Raw genomic sequence first — 21,860 nt, forward strand, 5'->3', positions numbered from 1 at the left:
TGAGTGTGGCGTACAGCGCGAACGACCTGGTCATCGTGGAGTTCGACGAACACGTCCGCAAGCGTCCCGAGATGTACTTCGGAAGCGGGTTCGACAGCCCGCGCTTTCCTATCGCAGTGCTGGAGTCTGTCGCCGCGCACGCGCTACACCCTGCGGCCGCCGTCGCCGTCGAGTCGCACACTCTGCGCAGTTCCGTCGACATCCTCGACGACCGGAGCTTCACCATCACCACGCTGTGCCCGCAGGATCTGGCGGAGGGGTATCACGGATCGCTGATCACGGTCCGCTGGTTGAGCCTGGCTGCCACCGCGGTGATCTCCCAGCACGGAGTAGTCGAGGTCTGGTCTGAGGGGATCGGTTTGCGCCAGGAGCTGACGGGCATCCGGCCGTCGGCGCCGAGACGGCCGTACGACGCGGCTGCCGGGAGCGGCATGCGGGTCACCTTGCACCTGGATCCGGAGTACGTCGTTGCCTTCCCATCCGTGCACGGGCTCGACCTGCACTCGCCGTACTGCGAGGACCCGCCGCGGGGAGGTGCGGTGGTGTTCCGGGACCTGCGTCCTACGACCTATTTGTAGGACGCGGAGCGTTCGGCGGCTCGGCGGAGGGTGTCGACGAAGGCGCTGTCGGTGATGTCGAGGTCGGGGAGGACGGGGAAGAGCAGGTAGACGGCGTGGTTGCCGGCGGCGGCGACGCCGATCCGGAACCTGGCCTTCTTGCCGCTGCCGGTCTCGAAGGAGGCTTCCCAGGCCTCGCCTTTGACGCCGCCGGTGGAGATGGTGCCGACCGAGCTGACCTTGGCGGTGGAGACGGCCTTCTGGCAGCCGTCGACGTTCTTGCGGACGAGGCTGACGTATGCGGCTGCGGCGTTCGGGGAGGCGAAGCGGGCGACCGTGTCGTCCAGGCCGAACTCGGTGGGGACCTTGGCGCCGGGGGCCAGGTAGGTCTGGGTGGCGTACTTGGCTGCCTTGGCCTTCTTCGGGTCGGTCCGCTCGCACTGGGTCGTGTTGCCGACCTTGCCGGGCGTGCTGACCCAGGGCTTGTCGACGGCCGCGATGATCGGCAGCTCGGCGGGTGCCATGAAGCCGGCCGGCTCGGAGGTGGGGAGCAGGCTCGCCTTGGCGGCGGGGGTGCCGGAGCCGCAGCCGCCAGTCTGCGGGCAGATCTTCTGCAGGGCCGCGGCGGTGGCATTCAGTACGGCGTCCGGCTTCGGCGGGGTGGTGCCGTTGGTGTCGTGCTCGACCACCAGGGTGGCCTGGCCGGCCAGCGTGACCGAGATCGTCCGGTACCGCGTCTTGGGGCCGGTCGCCTGTCCGAAGACCGCGATCCAGCCCTTGTCGCCCATCCCGCTGAGCAGGTAGCTGGTGTTCAGGCGGGTCCGCTTCTCGGCGGCACACTGGCTGAACCAGCCCACGATCGTGCCGTATGCCTTCTCGGCGGCCGCCGCGTCGTTCGACACCTCGACGTACTGGACTGCGGAGTCCTTGGTGGTCGGGTTGGCGAACTTGCGCACCCAGGTGCGCAGGCCGGACGGGTCGGCGAACCGCTGGGACTGACAGACGTAGTCGTGGTCCCCGGCGCCGCTGCCGTCCGCAGTCGCGCTGACCGACCAGGTGCCGGTCGAGCCGAGCGTCTTCGCGCCGGCCACGTCGAGCAGGCCCTTGTCGTCGGCGAGCACCTTGGAGTCGCTGGACTTGTCGTCGCCCGGGCCCTTGCCCTTCTTGGCGTCGCCGGAAGAGTCGTCGCCGCCGAAGGCGTTCAGCGCGGCGATACCGCCGCCACCGACCAGCACCACCACCGCCACACCGGCAGCGATCGTCTGGTTCCGCTTACGCGCCTTCTCCCGGCGTGCTTCCCGGGCAGCGGCGCGACCGCCGCCACGTTGTGCGCGGTGGGAACCGGCCAAAGCTCGACCTCCTGAGTGATTCCACCCGACAGTACTGGGTGGACCCTGTTCGCCCACACTCAGCTACCCCATCGACACCGGTGGGGAAGGTGCCGCGTGTTGGATGTTCTTTGGCGCTTGCGGCGCCCAGGCACGCACCTCACGGCACCGGAGGAACAGCCACGATGGAAAAGCATCGAGGCCGCTCCTCCGGCACCGCGATGCACGCACCTGAACACCGCAATCACTCAAACAACATCCAACACGCGGCACGAGCGTAAGCAAGCGCGCTGAAGTCTCCCATATCCGGCGTGTCTGGCCCAGCCGTGTCCAGTAGCAGAGCGACGATGGGAGTCAGATGACCGACATGCTCAGCCGCCCGGGCAGTCCCGGCGGCGATTCTGCCCCGCCACCCGGCCCCGTGGACGCCGTACCGACCAAGCCGGTGATCGTGTCCGCAGTGCTCTCGGCGGGAGCGTGCCTGCTCACCGGTCTCCTCACCTGTACGGCGGTCGCCGTCATCGGCTGGCTGGCTGCCACCTTCGGCGGTGCGTCCGGAGCGATCCGGGCCGGTGCGTCCGCCTGGCTGGTCGCGCACAAGGCGGGCGTGACGCTGGGCACCGGCACGATCTCGATCGCACCGCTCGGTCTGACCCTGTTCTTCGCGTGGTGTCTCTACCGCGGCGGCAAGTCCGCGGCCCGCAGCAGTGCGGCGGACGAGACCAAGGACCTGATCCTGCTGTCCGCTGTGTACGCCGGTGTCTACGGCCTGGGCGGTCTGATCGTCGCCTTGCTCACCGCTGACGGCACACTGCACGTTTCACCGCTCTCGGCCTTCCTGGGGACCGCCTCGCTCGCACTGGTCGCCGGCACGATCGGTGTACTGGTCGAGTCCGGTGCGGCCGAGGACATCGCCGATGCGACTCCACCTGGCCTGCGCGACGCCGTACCGGCCGCTGCAGCCGCCGTACTGACCGTGATCGCCGTCGCCTCTGTTCTGTACGGCGTGCTGCTCGCAATCCACTTCTCTCGGGTCACAGCGATGCTGGAGCTGCTCGACGCCGGGGTGATCGGGTCGGTCGTGCTGTTCGCGCTCTGCCTGATGCTGGTGCCGAACATGGTCCTGTACGCCGTCTCCTTCCTCGCCGGACCCGGATTCCAGCTCGGTACCGGGACGACGATCGCCCCGACCGGTGTGGACGTCGGCAACCTGCCGGCGCTTCCGCTACTGGCCGCCGTACCGGCAGACGGCTCCACTCCGACCTATCTGCTCGTGCTGACCGCGCTGGTGCCGCTGGGAGCCGGTGCGATGGCCGGACTGGTAGTAGTACGGCGTGGGCGCGCGGAACAGCACGCAGACGCGCTCGGCTGGGATGCGTTCGCGCTACGCGGCGGAATCGCGGCCCTACTCGCCGGAATCGCCTTCTACGTGCTGATGGCGCTGTCCGGTGGTTCGGCCGGGCCGGGGCGGATGGCTGCGGTCGGAATCCCGGCCGCGCTGGCGGCGGCCGGCGTACTGACGGCTGGGATGGCGATCGGGGCTGCGATCACCGCGGCCGTGGTGGCTGCCCGCCGACCGGCTGAACCGGAGCCTGAACCCGAGCGATAGGCTTCCCGGCGTGACAGACCCGGTTGCCCCCACCCCTGAGCCCGCCAGGCTCGTCGTGCTCGTCTCCGGCTCCGGGTCGAACCTGCAGGCTCTGCTGGACGCTGCCGCCGACCCGGCGTACGGCGCGCAGGTGGTTGCTGTCGGTGCCGACCGCGACGGAACCGTCGGTCTGGAGCGCGCTGCCGCGGCTGGTGTGCCGACCTTCGTGCACAAGGTCAAGGACCACGCCGAGCGAGCTGACTGGGACAAGGCGCTGACCGCTTCGGTGGCGCAGTACAAGCCCGACCTGGTCGTGTCGGCCGGGTTCCTGAAGCTGGTCGGGGACGACTTCCTGGCCGCGTTCGGCGACCGCTACATCAACACCCACAACGCGCTGCTGCCCGCGTTCCCCGGGATCCACGGGCCGCGGGACGCGCTCGCGTACGGCGTCAAGGTCGCCGGCGCCACCCTGTTCTTCGTCGACGGCGGGGTCGACACCGGCCCGATCATCGCGCAGGTCGTCGTACCCGTCACCGACGACGACACCGAGGAAACCCTCACCGAGCGGATCAAGGAGGTCGAACGCCGCCAGCTGGTCGAGTGGGTCGGCCGACTGGTCCGTCAGGGCTGGACCATCACCGGACGAAAGGTTCGACTGAAGTGAGCACCGACCGCAGGCCGATCCGCCGGGCGCTGATCAGCGTCTACGACAAGACCGGTCTGGAGGAGCTCGCTACCGCGCTGCACACGGCCGGCGTCCAGCTGGTGTCGACCGGTTCCACCGCCGCCCGCATCGCAGCGGCCGGCGTACCGGTGACCAAGGTCGAGGAACTGACCGGCTTCCCGGAGTGCCTCGACGGCCGGGTCAAGACCCTGCACCCGAAGGTCCACGCCGGCCTGCTGGCCGACGTACGGAAGACCGACCACGTCGAGCAACTCGCCGAGATGCGGGTCGAACCCTTCGACCTCCTGGTCAGCAACCTCTACCCGTTCACCCAGACAGTCGCCTCCGGCGCCTCGGTCGACGAGTGCGTCGAGCAGATCGACATCGGCGGTCCGTCGATGGTCCGTGGCGCAGCCAAGAACCACGCGAACGTCGCCGTACTGACGTCACCGTCGCAGTACGACGAGCTCTACACCGTGCTCGACGAGGGTGGCTTCTCCCTCGAGGAGCGCCAGAAGCTGGCCGCGGCCGCCTACATCCACACCGCCGAGTACGACGTGGCCGTCGCCTCCTGGATGGGCAGCGTGCTGACCGACTCCAGCGAGGGCTCCGGTTTCCCGGCGTGGGTCGGCGCTGCGTGGGACAAGAAGGCCGTGCTGCGGTACGGCGAGAACCCGCACCAGCCGGCCGCTCTGTACGTGAACGGTCGTGGTGGTCTGGCTGCGGCGGAGCAGTTGCACGGCAAGGAGATGTCGTACAACAACTACGTCGACTCCGACGCAGCCCGCCGTACGGCGTATGACTTCGCCGAACCGGCCGTCGCCATCATCAAGCACGCCAACCCCTGCGGCATCGCCATCGGCACCGACATCGCCGAAGCCCACCGCCGCGCCCACGAGTGCGACCCGGTCTCCGCGTACGGCGGCGTCATCGCCACCAACCGCCCAGTCACCGTCGAACTCGCCAAGCAGGTCGCCGAGATCTTCACCGAGGTCCTCGTGGCCCCGGCCTTCGAAGACGGCGCGGTCGAGGTCCTCCAGGCCAAGAAGAACATCCGCCTCCTGGTCGCCCCCGCCGTTTCAGGGTCTGAGCAGGTCGAGATGCGCCCGATCAGCGGCGGCCTGCTGCTCCAGCACACAGACCGCTTCCAGGCCCCCGGCGACGACCCGTCCGCCTGGACCCTCGCCGCTGGAGACGCCGCCTCGCCCGAGCTCCTGGCCGACCTGGCCTTCGCCTGGAAGGCCTGCCGCGCCGTCAAGTCCAACGCGATTTTGCTGGCCGCCAACGGCGCCTCAGTAGGCGTAGGCATGGGCCAGGTCAACCGAGTCGACTCCTGCCGCCTGGCAGTCTCCCGAGCCGGCGACCGCGCAGTCGGTTCAGTCGCCGCCTCCGACGCCTTCTTCCCCTTCCCCGACGGCCTGGAGGTCCTCATCGAAGGCGGCGTCAAGGCCGTAGTCCAGCCCGGCGGCTCCATCCGAGACGAAGCCGCCATAGAAGCCGCCACCAAAGCCGGCCTCACCATGTACTTCACGGGTACTAGGCACTTCTTCCACTAGTACGACACCCCGCTGCGCGGGGGAGTGGGCTCATCGCCCACGCCCCCCGCGCACAAGCCACTCGCTACGCTCGCGTCTCGCACGCTCCCCCACCCACCCTGCGTGCCGGGCTACTGCCCGGTGGTGCACTACCGCGCACGTGCGGGCTACCGCCCGCCCAACTGCTCCGGGGTTGATGTGGTCCCGGCGTGACCCGCCTTCCTGCCCTGGGCCGCCACGTCGGGGTCAGCTGAGAACGAGGCGCTCATCCCCGAAACTGGCGACGATCTCGAGCCGACCGCCAAGTGCCTCGACATACCTGCGGATAGTGCTCAGCTCGGACCGAGCCAGTTCGCCACGCTCGATCTTGGACACCGCAGTCTGCGTGATGTGCAGCCGCTCCGCCAGATCCGTCTGAGTCAGCCCATGCTCCTGCCGCACCTCCGCAAGCCGGTAAGCCCGGATCTCGGCCAGCGCCTCTTCCTTGTAGGCCGCAACTGCAGCCTCGTCCTCCGGGGTTCTGATGAACTCCGCTCGTACCTCTTCATGTGTCCGGTACTTCACCGTTGACTCCTTCGCCCGTTCATCGGCCCTGGCTGCTTCTTCATGTTCGGACGGCGCGAGGCTTTGATCGTCTCCACCGCCGGCCGGCCAAGCCCAGGTCCCAAGCCACTTGTGACAGCCCTCGGTGTAGGCGATCGTGTACGTCATTAAAGCAGATTATTACCTCCAGGTTCTAGAACCCAAAAGTACTATCCGCGTCAAGAAACTCCGTGGCCCCTGCAAGGCGGCCGGGCGCGGTCTCATTGGATGCTCCGACCGACAGGACGTATACGGCGCATCGGCGGCCCGGTTGCCAGCCCTGAGCGTGGCGGAGCCGTCCAGCACACCTATACGTCCTGTCGTTGCGCGGATCGCGGTGTGGGGCCGAAACTCCGTTGACCTCGCTAGGCGGCGCTCATACGTTGAAACGGTTCCTGAGCTCCCGGGGAGGTGCCGTGACCGATCGACGTACTGCTGCGGCTGTTTGACAGGGGACGACGCCGACGTCAGTGCGACTGGATGACACCTACCGGTGGCATGTGGGGGAACCTGCGTGACAGTGGCCGGGACAAAGAAGACAACCCCGGCAGTGGTCCGGATTCAGGGATGGAACAGGCCCTGATGAAGTAGGAACCGGAAGTAATCGCCCACCCGAGAGGTGAGCGGTGAATCGCGTCAATCCCCAGTCCAGCCTGAGTTTCCTCGCTCCGCGCGGAGGAGAACGAACGGAACCCTGCGCCTCCGAGTCAACGATCTTTCGACTCGCGAGGAGCAGCACCATCAGCAGATCCACCGAGAACACCGGGTTCACCTGTGCCCATTGCGCGACTGCGGTCAGCCCGCTGACCAACGGCAGCTACCGCAACCACTGCCCGGAATGCCTGTACTCACTGCACGTTGACATCACAACTCACTGCACGTTGACATCACACCAGGCGATCGCGCCAACCCGTGCGGCGCGCTCATGCGTCCCGTCATGCTCGAGCACCACACCGCCAAGGGCTACATGCTCGTCCACCAATGCCTCACCTGCGGCACCCGCCGCCGCAACCGCATAGCCCAAGACCCTCACCAACCCGACAACCTCGACCAACTCCTCACCCTCATACCCGCATGGAGAACACGGCCGTAAGTACCGGCCGTGGCCGAAGACCGGAGGGCGATGCGTCAAAGTAGAGGCGTGACTGATCAGGATGCCTCGACCGAACTCGCCCGCCTGCGCGGCACGATCGACAACATCGACGCCGCCCTCGTGCACCTGCTCGCCGAGCGGTTCAAGTGCACGCAGCAGGTAGGCGAACTCAAAGCCCGCAGCAGCCTCCCGCCCGCCGACAAGGCTCGCGAGGAACGGCAGATCACCCGCCTCCGCTCGCTGGCCACCGACGCCGGCCTGGATCCGGTCTTCGCGGAGAAGTTCCTCAACTTCATCATCGCCGAGGTCATCCACCACCACGAACGCATCGCCGAAGGCAAGTAGTCAGCCGACGTCCAACGAGGTCGGATATGCCTGGTGACCGGTCATCAGGTCCGGGTGGGTGCGGTGCGCGGATCTGCCCCACTCACCAACCCGCTTCTGGGCGGTTCGGGCAGGTCGCGCTGAGCGTGAACCGAGCGAGCTCCGCAAGGTTGGTGAGTGGGGGCGGTCCGCCCACCTCCTCCCACCCCCTCTCCCGGTCCACTGTTCGGCACGGTGGCTTCGGTCGATGCGCCACCACCGGCAGCCCGCGTCGACTGTGAGGAGATTGTCGGCGGTAAACGATGTACAACGGCGCGGAGGTCACACTCGACCGCCACTGCCCACACTCGCCGACCACAGAGAGGCCAAGGGCCAGCTGGTCACGCGGCCCGCCGACTCCGACCGCCTGATCGGCTGGGCGCTGACCTGCGGGAGTGTGACTGGACCGCTGCCATCGACTGCTCGACTCAGGAACTAACCCACATGCCGAAGTCAGGCGCGATAAGCGCGCAACGGGGGGTGCGCCGGAGGTGCGGTGCGCGGTAGCGCACCGGGCCCGGGCGGCAGCCAGGAAGGGAGCGAAGGGTGCGCGGGGGAAGGAACTCAGTTGGGGACGATGAGGGCTAGGCCGGCTATGGCGGCGGCGGTCAGGAAGAGGAACGCGGTGTCGAACATGCGGCCTCGGACGTGGAGGAGGCCAGCGGCTCGGTCGGTGAGGGTGGCGCGGAGGAGGGCTGCTACGCCGGGGGCGGCGGCGAAGATGAGGATGCCGTTGCGCCAGTTGTAGAAGGTGAGGATGACGAGGCCGGTGGCGGCTACCAGGAGGGAGAGGGCCAGGGGCCATTCGGTGGTACGGCGCTGAGCCTCGCCGGCCATCAGCACGTCACGCTCGCTTCGGGGTGGCGGTGGACTCGGCGGCTTCGACGACGTTGGTGAGGAGCATGGCGCGGGTCATCGGGCCGATGCCGCCGGGCATGGGGGCGATCCAGGCGGCGGCTTCGCGGGCTTCCGGGGCGATGTCGCCGACGATCTTGCCTTCGGCCGAGCGGCTGGTGCCGACGTCGAGGAGGATGGCGCCGGGCTTGATCATGTCGGCGGTGATCAGGCCGGCGGAGCCGGCGGCGGCGATGACGATGTCGGCGGTGCGGACTACGGCGGCCAGGTCGGTGGTGCCGGTGTGGCACTGGGTGACGGTGGCGTTCTCGGAGCGGCGGGTGAAGAGCAGGCCCATCGGGCGACCGGCGGTGACGCCGCGGCCGACGACGACCACGTGGGCGCCGGCGATCGGGACGTCGTACCGGCGGAGCAGTTCGACGCAGCCCTTCGGGGTGCAGGGGAGAGGGCCGTCCTGGCCGAGGACGAGTTTGCCGAGGCTGACCGGGTGCAGGCCGTCGGCGTCCTTCAAGGGGTCGATCAGGCCGAGGATCGTGTTGGTGTCGACGTGCTTCGGCAGCGGGAGCTGGACGATGAAGCCGGTACACGCCGGGTCCTCGTTCAACCGCGCGACCTCGGCCGCGATCTCTTCCTGGGTGGCGGTGTCCGGCAGCTCGACCTGGATCGAGGCGATGCCGACCGCGGCGCAGTCGCGGTGCTTGCCGGCGACGTAGGCCCGGCTGCCGGGGTCGTCGCCGACCAGGATCGTTCCCAGCCCGGGAACCACACCCTGCTCCGCCAGCTTCGCGACCCGGACCTTCAGTTCGTCCTTGATCGCTGCCGCCGTCGCCTTGCCATCCAGAATCTCTGCGGTCACGAGGCAAGAGTCTGCCATGTGGAGGCCGGGGAATAGCGCCCACCCTTGCCGTGGTTCCGGTAGATAGTTTATTCTTGAACTACTTAGCCCAGAGGAGACCCGAGATGCCCGCCGTGACCGTCAGCGACATCACTGTGCTGCCCCGCATCCACCAGCCGGACCCGGCCGTCGCGCGGGAGCGGGCGGTGCGGTCTGTGACGACTGCCCCGAGTGGTTACGAAGGCGAGGGCTTCCCGGTACGGCGGGCTTTCGCGGGCGTGGATCTGAAGGATCTGGACCCGTTCATCCACATGGACCAGATGGGCGAGGTCGAGTACGCACCGGGTGAGCCGAAGGGCACGCCGTGGCACCCGCACCGCGGATTCGAGACCGTCACGTACATGCTCGACGGGATCATGGAGCACCAGGACTCGAACGGCGGCGGTGGTGTCATCTCCAACGGCGACACCCAGTGGATGACCGCCGGATCCGGCCTTCTGCACATCGAAACCCCGCCGGAGCACCTCGTGGCGAGCGGCGGTCTGTTCCATGGTGTGCAGTTGTGGGTCAACCTGCCGAAGGCGCAGAAGTGGGCAGCACCGCGCTACCAGGACATCCGTGGTGGCGACTCGGCGTTGCTGTCCTCGCATGACGGTGGCTCGTTGGTCCGCGTGATCGCCGGCTCGGTCGACGGCCACGACGGACCGGGATCGACGTACTCGCCGATCAGCCTGGTGCACGCGACGGTCAGCCCGGGCGCCGAGCTCGTGCTCCCGTGGCAGCCGGACTACAACGCGCTCGTCTACGTCCTCGCCGGTCAAGGCACGGTCGGCGCCGAGCGTCGTCCGTTCCGCAAGGGCCAGCTGGCCGTCTTCGGTCCCGGCGATACCATCCGTACGGCGGCCGCCCTCAGCCAGCCGCAGGCGGAGCCGAATCTCGACGTACTGGTCATCGGCGGACGTCCGATTCGCGAGCCGATCGCGATGGCGGGGCCGTTCGTGATGAACACGCGGGCCGAGGTGGTGCAGGCGTTCGAGGACTTCCAGGCCGGCAAGCTCGGCTCGATCCCGGCGGTTCACGGTCTCGGCACGGAGCTTCACCAGTCCAACTGAACTGCAGCAGGACATAGCCTGCGGCTGGGAGCCGGTGTTGATGCCGATCTTCACCGGCCCGCCGAGGTAGTGCTCAGCCCTCCGGGTAGAACAGGAACAATGTGCAGCCCACGGCCGACTGCGGTACGTGCGAGGACCCAGCTGGTGCATGGATGAACGACCCGGCGGGATAGTCGCGCTCGCCGTCGTTGAACACCCCGTCGACCACGAAGACCTCCTCCGGACCAGGGTCGTGTACGTCGATGCCTTCCCACGACGACCCCGGTTCCATCTCGAGCAGGTGCGCCGACGCGATACCGCCCTTCCAAAGCGTCCTTAGTCGGATGCCGGGGAAGAGCTCGCGGGCGGGGACGTCTGCTGCCGAAATCCATTCCATACCGACAATCCTGACCAAACCGCGCCTGCAAACCCAGTGTCTGAATAGTCCCGAACGGGTACTTTTCTGCCATGAGCCCCCATCGCGTGGTAGCCCTCGTCTCAGCCCCGCAAGGCAGTTTCGAGCTCGGCTGTGTGGCCGGTGTCTTCAGTGCAGATCGCTACCGGTTCACGATCTGCGCCGAACGCCCTGGCCCGATCCGGACCGTGCAGGGTTTCGACCTGGTCGCCCCACGCGGCCTCCGCGCGCTCGACCACGCGGACACGATCGTCATCCCCGGCTGGCTCCCCAACCACAGAGAGCCCTCGCCCGCCGTACTACGCGCGCTGCAAAGAGCGCACGACCGCGGTGCGCGACTCGTCAGCATTTGCTCGGGCGCTTTCGCGCTGGCCGCGACCGGCCTGCTCGACGGCCGCCGGATGACCACGCACTGGCGGTACTGCGACAACCTGCAGGACCGATTCCCCGCCGTACAGGTGGATCCCGACGTGCTCTACATCGACCACGGTGACATCGCGACCAGCGCCGGATCCGGTACCGGGTACGACCTCTGCCTGCAGTTGGTCCGCAACGATCACGGCGCCGCGTATGCCGCCCGGATCGCCCGCCGGATGGTGATGCCGCCACATCGCGAAGGCGGTCAGGTCCAGTACCGCGCCGACGAGGAACCGCCGGCCGGCGAATCGCTGGCCGCCTTACTGGACTGGGTTTCCGGCCACCTTGCCGAGCCGATCACCGTCGACGAGCTGGCCGCCCGCTGCAACGTCTCGCCGCGAACCCTGGCCCGCCGCTTCACCGACCAACTCGGTACGGCGCCCGGTCAGTGGTTGCTCGCCCAGCGGATCGCCAGAACCCGTGCCCTGCTGGAGGAAACCGACCTCCCGATCGAAACCATCGCCGGCCACACCGGGTTGTCCTCGGCAACCAACCTCCGTCGCCGCTTCCAGAAAGCAGTCGGTACGACGCCGAGCGCCTACCGCAGGTCGTTCCGCGCATCGAAGGCGCCGGATTGGTCCAGCGTGATGTAGGACTGGAGCCGAGGGTCGTCGAAGTCACCGCCGTACGCCGCGACGAACGTGCGCGCGGCCGACGGTCCGCCGTACTGCGGGTTCAGGCCGTTGGAGAGGCTGTTCACCATCAAAGCGAGGTCGAGGTAGCGATCGCCGCTGCCGAGTCGGGCGAGATCGAGTACGCCGGTGAACTTCAGCGTCTCGGGGTCGACGAAGACGTTCGGTGCGCAGTAGTCGCCATGGGTCACGGCAGTCGCCGTACCGGGGAAGGGTGAGTCGAACGGGCAGCCGGACAAGGCGTCCAGTTGTCGCAGACCCTCCGCAAGGGCGGCGATCACGGCCGGGCGGTCGGCCTCGGGCCAGGGCTGCGACGCGTCGCGACCGGGCAGTTCGGCGGTCAAGAGCCAATTGTTGCCGCGATCAACGACTTGTGGGCAGGGGAAGCCGACCGAGGCGAGCCACTCCATCCGGTCCGCCTCATCGCTGATCGCGGCGGCGAGCGGACCCTCACCTGTCTTGTAGTAGAGCCGTTCGCCCCGCCGGACGAGCCGAACGACGGTCGCTCCGGACATACCGAGCAGGACCGGTTCGGCGGCCGAAGCGCCGAACCGGTCCATCAAGCGTTGAAGATCCACTCAGCGAAGATTACGGTGCAACGCCGAAATGAGCTCCCCATTTGCTGTGTCACCGTCGAGCGACCAGATCATCGCGCCGCCGAGGTTGCGGTGCGAGATGTACTGCGCCTTGCGCTTCATCTCGGTCGGGTCGTCCCAGGTCCAGAACGTGGTCCCGTCGAACAGCCAGGCGAAGCCGGCCTTGGTGTCGCGGTGGACCGTGAACGACGACAGCTTCGACTTCAGGATCCGGTAGTCCTCGTAGCCGGCCTCGTACGTCGCCGGCGCGGGGCCGGTGGCGTTCTGGAAGAGACCGTTGTTGGCGTTCGTCACGCCGGTCCAGCCGCGGGAGTAGAACGGCACGCCCATCACCAGCTTGCTCCGTGGAGCGCCCCGGGCGATGTAGGCGTCGATGGTGACCTGCGAGCTGAACTCGGTCGCCGTCGGATCACCCGCAGGCCCGTCGATCGAGGACTGCTGGTTGGTCTGCGGGTCCCAGGCGCCGTGGTAGTCGTACCCCTGGGTGGTCCCGAAGGTCAGGTCCTTGAAGACGTTGCGAACCTCGAATCCCCGGTCGACCTGAGCCGGGTCCGCCGGGAGGAATGCGGTCAGGTTGTAGCGGCCCTTGAACGGCCACGACGCCTTGTCCAGCTGCTTGCGGTACTCGTGCACCAGACCGGTGAAGTTCTGCTTGTCCTCGGGCCGGATCACGTTGCCCGGGTTGCCTTCGCTGGCCGGCCATTCCCAGTCCAGGTCGATCCCGTCGAAGATGCCCTTCGCGGCACCGGCCGGCAGACCGGGCAGGTTGCCCTTGATCCACAGATCCGTACAGGACTTCACGTGCGCAGCCCGGACCTCAGGCAGCGCGGCGTTCGAGAAGTACTTCGAGCCGGTCCAGCCGCCGAGCGAAATGCTGATCCGCAGCTTCGGGTACTTCGCCTTCAGTTGCTTGAGCTGATTGAGGTTGCCGTTCAACGCCTGACCAGGCTGGTCGGCAACTCCGCTCACGCTCTGCTCGGCGCTGAACGGCCGCTGGAAATCGGCCCACGGGTCGCTGCTGTAGCAGTTCCCCTGCTCGTCGACGAACCCGAACGCATAGTTGATGTGAGTCAGCCGCGCGGCCGACCCGTTCTTCACGAGGTCACTGACCAGGAAGTTCCGGTCGTACCCACTCCACTGCGTGTAGTAGCCCACCACGCGCTGATCGCTGCCATGTGCTTCGGCCGGTACGGCGGTGGTTCCCGCCAGCACGGTCGCCGCGGCAACCAACAGCCCAATACTTCGACGCTTCATTCCACTCCCCAACGGGCGGTCAAGGGACAAGTGGGCTCACAGTAGAGCCGCTCCAACGATTTACACAATGTCCCTACCAAATCTCGTCGTTACGACTCGTCGGTAGGGTCGCCGGTATGACGAATGTGCGTGATGATCTTGCACCGACCGGCGTACTGCGGGCGTCGATCAACCTGGGGAACCCGGTCCTGGCGCAGGGCACACCTGATGAGCCGCGGGGCGTGACCGTCGACATCGCGCGCGAGATTGCGCGCCGGCTCGACGTACCGGTCGAGTTCGTCTGCTTCGACGCGGCCCGGAAGTCGTTCGAGGCGATGGTGACGGGCCAGGCGGACCTCTGTTTCCTCGCCGTCGACCCCGCTCGGGCCGACCAGGTCGCGTTCACCGAGCCGTACGTCGTCATCGAAGGTGTCTACGTGGTCGGCAAGGACTCGGCGCTGACCACGGTCGCCGATGTCGACGGTCCCGGGATCCGGATCGGCGTGAAGGAGGGGTCGGCGTACGACCTGCACCTGAGTCGGACCGTCCAGCAGGCCACGATCGTCCGCGGTGCCGAGGGCGTCGACGTCTTTGTCGACCAAGGGCTCGAGGCCGGCGCCGGGATCCGCGAACCAGTCACCCAGTTCGTCGCCGAGCATCCTGACCTCCGGATGATCGACGACCCCTTCATGGAGATCCGGCAGGCCGTCGGCACCCTCAAGACCCGCCACCCGGACACCGTCGCCTACCTGTACGGCGTCGTCGAGGAACTGAAGGAGTCCGGCTTCATCGCACAAGCCCTCGCCCGCTGAGGGAACCTCGCCGGTTGTTCACGACACAGATGGGTCAAGACAACCGATTGGGGACCCATCGTGGCATCCGCTCCACGATCGAGACGGTACGGCGTCATCGCCGTCGTCGCGATCGCGATACTCGGCCTCCCGGCGCAGAGCCAGCCGGCCCAAGGTCAACGGACCCAGAGCCAGCCGGCGATCAGCCAGCCGGTTCAGGGTCGACCAGCTCAACCGGCGGCCGAGGTACGGCAGCTCAACGGGCAAGTCACCCTCATCACCGGCGACCGGGTCACGCTGCGCGAGGGGCGCGTCTCGGTGGATCCCGGGCCTGGCCGCGAGAAGGTGCGCTTCACGACTCGCATCGTGAAGGACCAGGTGGAGGTGCTGCCGTCCGACCTCGGCCGGCTGTTCGCCGCCGGCCGGCTGGATCGGCAACTGTTCGACGTTGCCGCGCTGATCAGGGCCGGGTACGACGACCGCTCGACGCCCTCGATCCCTGTCGTCGTCACGTACACCGGGAAGGCCAAGTCCCGCGCAGCCGTCGTCGGCGCGACCGTCACCCGGCAGTTGCCAGTGCTGAACGGCGTCGCGCTGAAGATCGACAAGGCCAAGGCCGGCGCATTCCTGACTGGTACGACGACGGCCGGCGTACAGAAGATCTGGCTCGACGCGAAGCGGAAGCTGAGCCTGGACGAGTCCGTCCCGCAGATCGGTGCACCGACCGCGTGGCAGGCCGGCTACACCGGCAAGGATGTCAAAGTCGCCGTACTCGACAGCGGCGTTGACACCTCGCACCCGGATCTGGCCGGCCAGGTCGTTGCTGCGCGCAACTTCACCGACACCGATGACGGTGACCGGAACGGTCACGGTACCCACGTCGCCTCGACCATCGCCGGTACGGCGGCCGCGTCGGCCGGCAAGTACAAGGGCGTCGCGCCGGCTGCCAGGATCTACGACGGCAAGGTGTGCGACGATCACGGCGACTGCCGGGTGTCCGCAATCCTCGCCGGGATGGAATGGGCGGCGACCGAGGTCAAGGCCAAGATCGTCAACCTCAGCCTCGGGGGTGGCGACACTCCGGAGATCGACCCGCTCGAGGAGGCCGTCAACCGGCTCACTGCGCAGACCGGCACGCTCTTCGTAGTTGCCGCGGGCAACGAAGGGTCAGGGGTCGGGACGGTCGGTTCGCCGGGGAGTGCCGATGCCGCGCTGACGGTGGGCGCGGTCGACAAGCAGGACAAGCTGGCCGAGTTCTCCGGTCGCGGCCCGCGCGTCGGTGACGGCGGTCTCAAACCGGATGTGACCGCGCCGGGCGTCGGCATCGTCGCCGCCAAGTCGAGTACGTCGGTCATCGGCACTCCCGTCGGTGATCGCTACCTACGACTCAACGGCACGTCGATGGCCACCCCGCATGTCGCGGGCGCCGCCGCACTGCTGGCTCAACAGCACCCGGACTGGGATGCCGAAGCCCTCAAAGCCGCGCTGATGGGGTCCGCCAAGCCGGCCGCCGGGCAGACGCTGTTCGAGCAAGGTTCAGGCCGGATCGACGTCGCGAAAGCCGTTCAGCAGAAGGTGTTCGCCGAACCCGGCAGCCTGTCGTTCGGTGTTGTTCGGTATCCGCATGACGATGATCAATCGATCACCAAGCCACTGACGTACCGCAACACCGGCGATCAAACGATCACTGTGCAGCTCGACACCGTACTGACCGGCCCGGACGGCAAGCCCGCGCCTGCCGGAGCGATCAACCTGAGCACGCAGTCCGTCACTGTGCCTGCCGGTGGAACAGTTGCCGTGCAGGTGACGATCAACACCAAGCACGACGGGCCGAACGGCGCCTACGTGGGTCGCGTCACTGCTACCGCCGGCAGCGCCACGGTGGCGACTGCGCTGGCGGTTACCAAGGAGGTCGAGCACTACACGATCACGGCCGAGGCCATCGATCCCGACGGGAAGCCGGGCGGTTTCGAGGAAGTCATGGCCTACAACGTCGCAACCGGTGACCGTACGACCGCCATGTGGCCGAACCCGGGGCCGGTCAGCTTCCGGCTGCCGAAGGGTGAGTACCTGCTCGACACGTCGCAGTTCATTCCGAACCCGACCGACCCTGAGGCCACCGGGCGTAGCTATCGGATGGTGCAGCCTCGGCTGAACCTCACTGGCGACAGCACAGTGGTGTTCGACGCCCGGAAGGCGAAGAAGGTCACGGTCACGGTGCCGCGCTCCGAGGCAAAGATCCTCTCGGCGACCGTCGGTTACCTGCGCAAGGCGGTCGGCGCCGAGGGTGGGCTGACCTCCATGTCGCTCGGCGCCTCGTACGACCCGGTGTACACCGGGCAGGTCGGTCCGTCGGCGGAGCCGGGCGCGATGACCGGGTTCCTTGCTGCGCAGTGGGCTCCGCCCGGTACCGACGGGCAGGTCCGGAACGCGCCGTACGTCTACAGCCACTTCGACGGCTTCCCCGGCGGATTCCCGACCGGCCTGGACCGGGCGATGACGGACCGGGATTTCGCCGCGGTCGACGTACAGCTCAACAAGACGAATGACCGGAAGGCCCGTCTCGGTGCGTACGGCATGGCGCCCGGGATGTCCTGGAGCTTCGGGAAGGCGCTCGAGTTCGATCAGGCGCGGACTGTCCGGTTGCTGCTGGGCGGTCGGTCGGCCGTTTGGAGCAAGGGCTTCGAGGAGATTCATCCGGACGATCCCGGCAACTGGGCGACCGACATCCGGTCGCGGTACCGCGAGTACCGGGCGGGAACGTCGTACCGGGAGCGGATCAACTCCGCCGTATTCACGACCGCGCCCGTCTGGGCCTTCCGCGATCGGAATGTCCTGAACATCCTCGACTACACGTTGATGGATGCCGATGGGAACAAAGGCGAGACCGGGATCGACACGCAGTCGGGCCGGTTGCTGCGCAACGGCGAAGTGATCGCCGAGGGCTTGTACGGCGACATCTACGCCGAAGGGGTGCCGGCGGAGAAGGCGACGTACGTGCTGGAGAGCTCGCTGACCCGGCAGACGTGGTCCGACTTCAGCACCCGGACCGATCGGAAGTGGACGTTCACCTCGGCGGCGACCGACCAGAAGACACAGCTGCCGGCGATCGGGATCCGGTACCGGCCGAAGGTCGGGATCGACAACGTGGTGGAGCGGACGCCGGTGATGGTGCTCCCGATCGTCCTCGAGGCGCAGCGTGACGGGGTGCTGCCGAAGATCCGGAGTGTGGAGATCCGGGTGTCCGGTGACGAGGGCAAGACCTGGCGCAAGGCATCGGTGCAGGCGGACGGAAGGGGTGGCTACCGGGCAGCATTCGCGACCCCGAAAACTGCTCGATCGGTCTCGCTGCAGGCGCGGATCGTCGACTCCGCCGGGTTCGTGACCGAGGAAACGACGATCGGGGCGTATCCGTTGCGGTGATTCCAGCCCACTGCGGAGGGTGAACGGGTGGTCACTCTTCTTGCAGGTTCCTGCCATGTCCTCCGGTTCGTGCAACCGAATGGGCTAGACCGGACATCTACCGGTAGTGGCCCGCCGGCTCCGCTCTGTGAGGAGGGCGGGTGGGCCACGTGAGGACAAACCGAAACGGGAGGGACTCATCGTGGTATCTACACCACGATCGAGGCGTATTGGCGTTGCCGCCGTCGCCTCGATCGCCGCCCTGGGAATCGGCCTGTCGGGCATCGCCCAGGCATCGGCTACTCAACCCAGACCGACATCACTGGCCGAAAAGGCCCAAGCCAACAAGGCCGCCGTCAAGGTCACCCTGGTGACCGGGGACCGGGTCACCGTCCATGGGGACGGCAAGGCGACCGTGGAGCCCGGCGCGGGCCGGCACGGGATCGCCTTCGGCAGCTACCGGGTGCAGGGACACCTGTACGTCGTTCCGTCCGACGTCCGGCAGCAGGTTGCGAGCGGGCGCCTGGACCGGCGGCTGTTCGACGTGACCGGTCTGATCAAGATGAAGTACGACGACAAGTCGTCCAAGGCGATCCCCGTGATCGTCACCTATGCCGGGCAGGCGAAGACGCGAGCCGCCGTACCGGGAGCGACGGTGACCCGCCAGCTGCCGGTCGTCAACGGTGCGGCGCTGAGCGTCGACAAGAGCAAGGCTGCCGCCTTCCTGGCCGGTGCCGGCAACAACGCTCGCTCGGCGACCGCGATCGAGAAGATCTGGCTGAACGGCAAGCGCGAGCTGCTGCTCGACAAGTCCGTACCGCAGATCGGTGCGCCGGAGGCCTGGAAGGCCGGCTACACCGGTAAGGGCGTGTCGGTCGCCGTACTGGACACCGGCATCGACGCGACGCACCCCGACCTGTCGACGCAGGTGGCCGGGGCCAAGAACTTCACCACCGAGTCGGCGGACGACGTCATCGGTCACGGGACGCATGTCGCGTCGACGATCGCTGGTACGGGTGCCGCGTCGGGCGGGAAGTACAAGGGCGTGGCACCGGACGCGAAGCTCTATGACGGCAAGGTCTGCGAAGCGTTCGGCTGCTTCGAGGACGACTTGCTGGCCGGGATGGAGTGGGCGGCCAAGGAGGTCAAGGCCAAGGTCGTCAACTTCAGCATCGGCGGTGCGGATTCACCGGAGATCGACCCGCTCGAGGAGGCCGTCAACCGCCTGACCGCGGAGACCGGGACGCTCTTCGTCATTGCCGCCGGCAACAGTGGCCCTGGTGCCGGAAGCGTCGGATCGCCGGGGAGTGCGGAGGCTGCACTGACGGTCGGTGCGGTCGACAAGCAGGACAAGCTGGCCGAGTTCTCGAGCGTCGGCCCGCGTGTTGGTGACGGTGCGGTCAAGCCGGACGTCACCGCGCCCGGTGTCGACATCGTGGCTGCCCGGTCGAAGGACGGCTCCATCGGTACGCCGGTCGGCGACAAGTACCTGAGTCTCAGCGGTACGTCGATGGCGACGCCGCACACCGCGGGTGCCGCGGCGATCCTGACCCAGCAGCACCCGAACTGGAAGGCGGGTGAGCTGAAGTCGGCGATCACGGGTTCCGCCAAGCCGGCGGCCGACCAGACCACGTTCCAGCAGGGTGCCGGCCGCATCGACGTGGCCAAGGGCATCAAGCAGACCGTGGTCAGCGACCCGGGCAACCTGTCGTTCGGGACTGCGGTCTGGCCGCACAACGACGACGAGCCGGTCACCAAGACGCTGACCTACCGCAACCTGGGCGACCAGCCCGTCACGCTGAACCTGGCGGCGACGCTGACCGACCCGACCGGTGCGGCCGCTCCGGCAGGCTCGTTGCAGCTGAGCGCGAACACGGTCACGGTTCCGGCCGGTGGTACCGCCTCGGTCCAGGCGACCTCCAACACCAAGCACAACGGACCGGACGGCGCGTACTCCGGTCGGGTCACCGCAACTGGTGGTGACACCTCTGTGGTCTCCGGGATCGGTGTCAACAAGGAGGTCGAGAGCTACAACCTGAAGGTGAAGACGAGCGGTCCGGACGGCAAGCCGCTCCCGCCGTTCATCGTCGTCCTGGGTCTCGACGACCACTCGTTCAACTTCTACTACACCGACAAGGACGAGCTCAGCCTGCGGCTGCCCAAGGGTGGCTACCACCTGGAGGCCTCCAACTTCCTGGTCGACCCGAACGACCCGGAGAAGGGGTCCTTCTACGAGGTCGTGCAGCCCGCGTTGCAGCTGACCGGGGACGCCAGCACCGACCTCGACGCCCGGCTCACCAAGCCGGTCAAGGTGACGGTCCCGAACGCCGGGGCGTCGCTCGCGGTCGGATCGGTCGGCTACGAGCGGTACACGCCGGACGGTCAGAGTGGGCTGGGTTCATCGGCGTTGCTGTTCGACTTCGACAACGTGAACACCGCGCAGATCGGTCCGGCATTGCCGCCCGAGCAGCTCACCGGGTTCGTCGGCTCACAGTGGGCCAAGAAGAACAGCGAGGGCAGGTTCGACAACTCGCCGTACCTGTATGCCCAGGGTGAAGGCACGCCCGGCGTCTTCCCGACCGGGTTGATCCGGAACGTGCAGGCGAAGGAACTCGCCGAGGTCACCCAGCAGATCAACGCGGCGAGTGACCGCAAGGTCGAGCGGGTCGTGTTCGGCTCGGCAGGTGGCTGGGCCATCATCCTCGACTACGACCAGCCGGCCACGACCAAGCTGCTGGCCGACGACAAGCCGGCGCAGTGGAGCACCCAGATCAGCGAGATCGTGCCCAGCACGGATCCGGAGAACCCGTTCCCGGACACGATCACCCAGCTCCGATCGCCGTTCCGGGAGTACCAGGCCGGCAAGAAGTACCAGGAGCGCTTCAACGCTGCTGCCTTCACGCCGTCCCCGGCCTTCGCCGGCCGGGCCGGGAACGACCTGCTGGTGCTGGCCTACGGCCTGACGGATGCCGACGGCAACCAAGGCGCCACCCGGGCGGACTCCGAGTGGAGCAAGCTGTTGCGCGACGGCAAGGTGGTCGCCGAGTCCAAGTACTTCGGTGAGGCCTTCGCCGAGGGCCTGCCGCCGGAGAAGGCGAAGTTCACCTTCCAGTCGTCGATGACGCGGCAGACGTACTCCGCGTTCAGCACCCGGACCGACCTGACCTGGACGTTCTCTTCGGCGAAGACCGCCGAGGAAACCCAGATCCCGTTGGTCGGTGTCGGCTACCACCCGAAGGTCGACAAGCACAACGTCGCCGACCGCAAGCCGGTCAGCGTCCTGCCGTTCACCCTGCTCGCCCAGGAGGGCAGCGCGGTGTCGGCCGTCAAGAAGGTCGAGCTCCAGGTCTCCGGCGACAACGGCAAGACCTGGCACAAGGCCTCCGTCGTCCCGGCCGGCCACGGGTCCTACAAGGCGATCTTCGCCACCCCGAAGGGTGCCAAGACGATCTCCCTGAAGGCCCACGTAGTAGATGCCCAGGGCAACACCGCCGACCAGACCACGATCGGCGCCTACCCGCTGCGCTAGCAGCACAGCTGAACGAACAGGGCGTCGCGACCATCCCGGTCGCGGCGCCCTGCAGCGTTCGCCGCGCCCACGCCACCTCCTCCAAAGCCCGCGCCCCAGTCGGCAGTGAAGCAAATGCACCAGGTCACTCTCGTCACCGGCGACCGCGTCACCGTGCGCGACAATCAGGCGAGCGTTCGGCCGGGCCCCGGCCGCAGCCACATCACCTTCAACACCTACCGCACCAAGAACCGCCTGTACGTCGTACCGTCGGACGTCCAGCGCGATCTCGCCGGGGGCCGGTTGGACCGGCGGTTGTTCGACGTCACGGGTCTGACGACGATCAGGGCTTATCCGTTGCGTTAGGAGATTGGG

At 67.6% G+C, this 21,860-nt stretch carries 19 protein-coding genes and 1 pseudogene; 13 read left to right on the forward strand and 7 right to left on the reverse strand.

Annotated features, from left to right (window positions below):
• On the forward strand, window positions 1-578 hold a 578-nt coding region (locus tag ABD231_RS24935), incomplete at its 5' end, for a hypothetical protein (protein WP_344156657.1).
• On the opposite strand, the gene ABD231_RS24940 is transcribed toward ABD231_RS24935, so the two are convergent.
• Window positions 569-1,906, reverse strand: coding sequence for a hypothetical protein (locus ABD231_RS24940; RefSeq protein ID WP_344156660.1), 1,338 nt, complete (start codon window positions 1,904-1,906; stop codon window positions 569-571). The genes ABD231_RS24935 and ABD231_RS24940 overlap by 10 nt on opposite strands.
• Window positions 1,907-2,243: 337 nt before the next feature.
• On the opposite strand from ABD231_RS24940, the gene ABD231_RS24945 reads away from it, so the two are divergent.
• From ABD231_RS24945 to purH, 3 genes are read left to right on the forward strand one after another with little or no spacing between them, the layout of a single operon-like run.
• Window positions 2,244-3,494, forward strand: coding sequence for a cell division protein PerM (locus tag ABD231_RS24945; protein WP_344156663.1), 1,251 nt, complete (start codon window positions 2,244-2,246; stop codon window positions 3,492-3,494).
• Window positions 3,495-3,504: 10 nt separating this feature from the next.
• Window positions 3,505-4,137, forward strand: coding sequence for a phosphoribosylglycinamide formyltransferase (gene purN, locus ABD231_RS24950; RefSeq protein ID WP_344156666.1), 633 nt, complete (start codon window positions 3,505-3,507; stop codon window positions 4,135-4,137).
• Window positions 4,134-5,693: a bifunctional phosphoribosylaminoimidazolecarboxamide formyltransferase/IMP cyclohydrolase gene (purH, locus tag ABD231_RS24955; protein ID WP_344156669.1), complete on the forward strand. Its 1,560-nt coding sequence runs from the start codon at window positions 4,134-4,136 to the stop codon at window positions 5,691-5,693. Before purN ends, purH begins: the two co-directional genes overlap by 4 nt.
• Window positions 5,694-5,918: 225 nt before the next feature.
• Here purH and ABD231_RS24960 read toward each other — a convergent pair whose 3' ends face one another.
• Entirely contained in the window at window positions 5,919-6,383 is a 465-nt protein-coding gene (locus tag ABD231_RS24960; protein ID WP_344156672.1) for a helix-turn-helix domain-containing protein, read from the reverse strand.
• 497 nt (window positions 6,384-6,880) lie between these two features.
• Here ABD231_RS24960 and ABD231_RS42225 point away from each other — a divergent pair.
• The 3 genes and pseudogenes from ABD231_RS42225 to ABD231_RS24970 form a co-directional block, all read left to right on the forward strand.
• Window positions 6,881-7,087: pseudogene (locus tag ABD231_RS42225) on the forward strand (hypothetical protein); the annotation flags it as partial.
• Window positions 7,088-7,179: 92 nt separating this feature from the next.
• Window positions 7,180-7,347, forward strand: a complete 168-nt coding sequence (locus ABD231_RS42230) for an RNHCP domain-containing protein (protein ID WP_425554204.1) — start codon at window positions 7,180-7,182, stop codon at window positions 7,345-7,347.
• A 48-nt stretch (window positions 7,348-7,395) separates the two neighbouring features.
• A complete protein-coding gene (locus tag ABD231_RS24970; RefSeq protein WP_344156677.1) occupies window positions 7,396-7,692 on the forward strand; it encodes a chorismate mutase in 297 nt (98 codons plus the stop codon).
• Between the two features lie 582 nt (window positions 7,693-8,274).
• Here ABD231_RS24970 and ABD231_RS24975 read toward each other — a convergent pair.
• Window positions 8,275-8,547 carry a DUF3017 domain-containing protein gene (locus ABD231_RS24975; protein WP_344158196.1) on the reverse strand — a complete coding sequence of 91 codons (273 nt, stop codon included), beginning with the start codon at window positions 8,545-8,547 and terminating at the stop codon, window positions 8,275-8,277.
• 7 nt (window positions 8,548-8,554) lie between these two features.
• On the reverse strand, window positions 8,555-9,421 hold the full coding sequence (locus ABD231_RS24980) for a bifunctional methylenetetrahydrofolate dehydrogenase/methenyltetrahydrofolate cyclohydrolase (RefSeq protein ID WP_344156680.1): 867 nt from the start codon (window positions 9,419-9,421) through the stop codon (window positions 8,555-8,557).
• 104 nt (window positions 9,422-9,525) lie between these two features.
• On the opposite strand from ABD231_RS24980, the gene ABD231_RS24985 reads away from it, so the two are divergent.
• On the forward strand, window positions 9,526-10,512 hold the full coding sequence (locus tag ABD231_RS24985; protein WP_344156683.1) for a pirin family protein: 987 nt from the start codon (window positions 9,526-9,528) through the stop codon (window positions 10,510-10,512).
• 73 nt (window positions 10,513-10,585) lie between these two features.
• Here the strand turns inward: ABD231_RS24985 and ABD231_RS24990 are convergent, their stop codons facing one another.
• Window positions 10,586-10,888 carry a cupin domain-containing protein gene (locus ABD231_RS24990; protein WP_344156685.1) on the reverse strand — a complete coding sequence of 101 codons (303 nt, stop codon included), beginning with the start codon at window positions 10,886-10,888 and terminating at the stop codon, window positions 10,586-10,588.
• 71 nt (window positions 10,889-10,959) lie between these two features.
• Here ABD231_RS24990 and ABD231_RS24995 point away from each other — a divergent pair, with 71 nt between their 5' ends.
• Entirely contained in the window at window positions 10,960-11,916 is a 957-nt protein-coding gene (locus ABD231_RS24995; RefSeq protein WP_344156688.1) for a helix-turn-helix domain-containing protein, read from the forward strand.
• On the opposite strand, the gene ABD231_RS25000 is transcribed toward ABD231_RS24995, so the two are convergent.
• Both ABD231_RS25000 and ABD231_RS25005 read right to left on the reverse strand, forming a co-directional pair.
• Window positions 11,862-12,533, reverse strand: a complete 672-nt coding sequence (locus ABD231_RS25000; RefSeq protein ID WP_344156691.1) for a phosphotransferase — start codon at window positions 12,531-12,533, stop codon at window positions 11,862-11,864. The two genes, ABD231_RS24995 and ABD231_RS25000, sit on opposite strands and share 55 nt — an antisense overlap.
• Complete coding sequence (locus ABD231_RS25005) at window positions 12,534-13,805, reverse strand: glycoside hydrolase family 18 protein (protein WP_344156694.1); 1,272 nt, start codon at window positions 13,803-13,805, stop codon at window positions 12,534-12,536. It lies immediately after the preceding gene.
• Window positions 13,806-13,921: 116 nt separating this feature from the next.
• Between ABD231_RS25005 and ABD231_RS25010 the strand changes: the two genes are divergently transcribed.
• The 4 genes from ABD231_RS25010 to ABD231_RS25025 all read left to right on the forward strand — a co-directional run bounded on the left by ABD231_RS25010 (window position 13,922) and on the right by ABD231_RS25025 (window position 21,851).
• Window positions 13,922-14,596 (forward strand): transporter substrate-binding domain-containing protein, encoded by a 675-nt coding sequence (locus tag ABD231_RS25010; protein ID WP_344156697.1) that lies wholly within the window; start codon window positions 13,922-13,924, stop codon window positions 14,594-14,596.
• A 60-nt stretch (window positions 14,597-14,656) separates the two neighbouring features.
• On the forward strand, window positions 14,657-17,998 hold the full coding sequence (locus ABD231_RS25015) for a S8 family serine peptidase (RefSeq protein WP_344156700.1): 3,342 nt from the start codon (window positions 14,657-14,659) through the stop codon (window positions 17,996-17,998).
• A 181-nt stretch (window positions 17,999-18,179) separates the two neighbouring features.
• On the forward strand, window positions 18,180-21,506 hold the full coding sequence (locus ABD231_RS25020) for a S8 family serine peptidase (protein WP_344156703.1): 3,327 nt from the start codon (window positions 18,180-18,182) through the stop codon (window positions 21,504-21,506).
• Between the two features lie 114 nt (window positions 21,507-21,620).
• Window positions 21,621-21,851 (forward strand): hypothetical protein, encoded by a 231-nt coding sequence (locus ABD231_RS25025; protein ID WP_344156706.1) that lies wholly within the window; start codon window positions 21,621-21,623, stop codon window positions 21,849-21,851.
• Window positions 21,852-21,860: the final 9 nt, after the last annotated feature.

Source organism: Kribbella yunnanensis, assembly GCF_039529655.1.
GTDB classification, from domain to species: Bacteria; Actinomycetota; Actinomycetes; order Propionibacteriales; family Kribbellaceae; genus Kribbella; species Kribbella yunnanensis.

Excerpts from the sequence above, each read along its gene's own strand:
- ABD231_RS25005 (WP_344156694.1), bottom strand. The coding sequence starts at position 13,805 with ATGAAGCGTCGAAGTATTGGGCTGTTGGTTGCCGCGGCGACCGTGCTG.
- ABD231_RS25025 (WP_344156706.1), top strand. The coding sequence starts at position 21,621 with ATGCACCAGGTCACTCTCGTCACCGGCGACCGCGTCACCGTGCGCGAC.
- ABD231_RS24985 (WP_344156683.1), top strand. The coding sequence starts at position 9,526 with ATGCCCGCCGTGACCGTCAGCGACATCACTGTGCTGCCCCGCATCCAC.
- ABD231_RS42230 (WP_425554204.1), top strand. The coding sequence starts at position 7,180 with ATGCGTCCCGTCATGCTCGAGCACCACACCGCCAAGGGCTACATGCTC.
- ABD231_RS24960 (WP_344156672.1), bottom strand. The coding sequence starts at position 6,383 with ATGACGTACACGATCGCCTACACCGAGGGCTGTCACAAGTGGCTTGGG.
- ABD231_RS24990 (WP_344156685.1), bottom strand. The coding sequence starts at position 10,888 with ATGGAATGGATTTCGGCAGCAGACGTCCCCGCCCGCGAGCTCTTCCCC.
- ABD231_RS24945 (WP_344156663.1), top strand. The coding sequence starts at position 2,244 with ATGACCGACATGCTCAGCCGCCCGGGCAGTCCCGGCGGCGATTCTGCC.
- ABD231_RS25010 (WP_344156697.1), top strand. The coding sequence starts at position 13,922 with ATGACGAATGTGCGTGATGATCTTGCACCGACCGGCGTACTGCGGGCG.
- ABD231_RS24995 (WP_344156688.1), top strand. The coding sequence starts at position 10,960 with ATGAGCCCCCATCGCGTGGTAGCCCTCGTCTCAGCCCCGCAAGGCAGT.
- ABD231_RS24975 (WP_344158196.1), bottom strand. The coding sequence starts at position 8,547 with ATGGCCGGCGAGGCTCAGCGCCGTACCACCGAATGGCCCCTGGCCCTC.